Here is a 1,378-nt window from a genome sequence, read left to right on the forward strand (position 1 = left end):
AAAATGTGACTAATTTAAATTAATTGATTAGTAAACTTGGTTTTGAACTTCTGGAGGATTAGCTGCTAATCCTTGTTCAACTTAACCCTGATTCTTGTAGTAAGGCGAAAATACCATCAGCCAACAGTTGGATGGAAATTGCCAAAATGAAAAAGCCTAATACTTGACTCAGAACGCGGATTCCACTTTGATCAAAAACATTGACCAGTAGTTCACCCCAGACCAAACAGAGATAAAGTGTTATCCCTAACAAGGTACAGCCATTGGGATTAAAGCGATATCTTTTGCTTGATTTGGCTCTGGACTGTTGGTAACAGTTTGATATTGATTAGTCTCACCAAATGTCCAAGCAGTACGAGCTATTAACAAGCCGCCAGCAATTTGCAATACCCCCAGAGAAATTCCCCAAAAGTCGAGAATTGCTTGACCAGTTACAAATAAAAAGGCAATAATTGAGCTGGCATTAAGGGCTACTTTCTTAGCCTGTCCCAATCTTTGATGCTTACTGGCATTAGCTGTCAAGCTGTAAAAGATGGGCACTGCCCCCACTGGATTGGTAATGGGAAATAAAGCAATAAATGTTCCGAGTGCATAAGAAATTAATTGGGACATCACTTCTTTACTTTTACTTGAGACAGTAGTTTTGGCTCTAACAGCACTCGAATTTTAGATTTTAAAAATACAAAGGGATTTCGCTCATATTGCAATAATCTTTTAACAAGTCTTCGTACATATTGTCCTTGAGCATCATTTGTCGATAAAGCTCAATAGATAAATCCTGGGCTTGCTCTAGGGAGAGAGTCAGCACTTGATCGGCAAATATTCTTAAATTGAATTCTTGTTCTAGAGATAGTTGCTCGGAATATTTCATGGCTGACTTACCATTTGTTGTATAACAATATATTGATGCATTTATAAATTATTTTAATTCTTTTAAAAATAATTTGCTAGGACTTAATACGGTAATTTAGGTAGTGAAATCCGTATAGTGTTGTTAACTTAATTCTTTTGGTTGTTTGACTTGAAGCGACCTGCGGTAAAATTTCTTTTTCGGAGATGTTTGGTGTTACGTGCAGTGACTCTCTTACGCCACATCTTGAAGCTTGAAGTAGTCATAGAACGTCGCATTAATTGAATTACGTGTTTCTCTTGGAGACCAAACTGAACCTCAATTGCCTCAAATGGTGTTCTATCCTCCCAAGCCATTTCAACAATGCGATCAATACTTTGGTTGTCTAAGTTGGATATCTTCATCAAAAAAATAGGGGTTGGTAAGGGGAGCGACGGAAACCCCTGTCATTCATGCATGGGGAGGAGTCGCTCCCCTTACATAAACAGCAGCTTGACAGAGATTCTTTTGAATTAGAAACTATAAGAG

General features: G+C 37.8%; 2 protein-coding genes and 1 pseudogene. All 3 read right to left on the reverse strand.

The window, feature by feature from the left end:
- Nucleotides 1–76: 76 nt before the first annotated feature.
- Nucleotides 77–612: pseudogene (locus F6K51_RS37305) on the reverse strand (MarC family protein).
- A 61-nt stretch (nt 613–673) separates the two neighbouring features.
- Nucleotides 674–871 (reverse strand): NblA/ycf18 family protein, encoded by a 198-nt coding sequence (locus F6K51_RS37310; RefSeq protein WP_293031225.1) that lies wholly within the window; start codon nt 869–871, stop codon nt 674–676.
- 128 nt (nt 872–999) lie between these two features.
- Entirely contained in the window at nt 1,000–1,254 is a 255-nt protein-coding gene (locus F6K51_RS37315) for a TIGR03643 family protein (RefSeq protein ID WP_293031228.1), read from the reverse strand.
- Nucleotides 1,255–1,378 lie beyond the last annotated feature (124 nt).

This window comes from Moorena sp. SIO3I8, from assembly GCF_010692325.1.
Lineage (GTDB): Bacteria > Cyanobacteriota > Cyanobacteriia > Cyanobacteriales > Coleofasciculaceae > Moorena.

What these genes read in the sequence shown, in the direction of transcription:
- F6K51_RS37315 (WP_293031228.1), bottom strand. Translation starts at nt 1,254, where the DNA reads ATGAAGATATCCAACTTAGACAACCAAAGTATTGATCGCATTGTTGAA.
- F6K51_RS37310 (WP_293031225.1), bottom strand. Translation starts at nt 871, where the DNA reads ATGAAATATTCCGAGCAACTATCTCTAGAACAAGAATTCAATTTAAGA.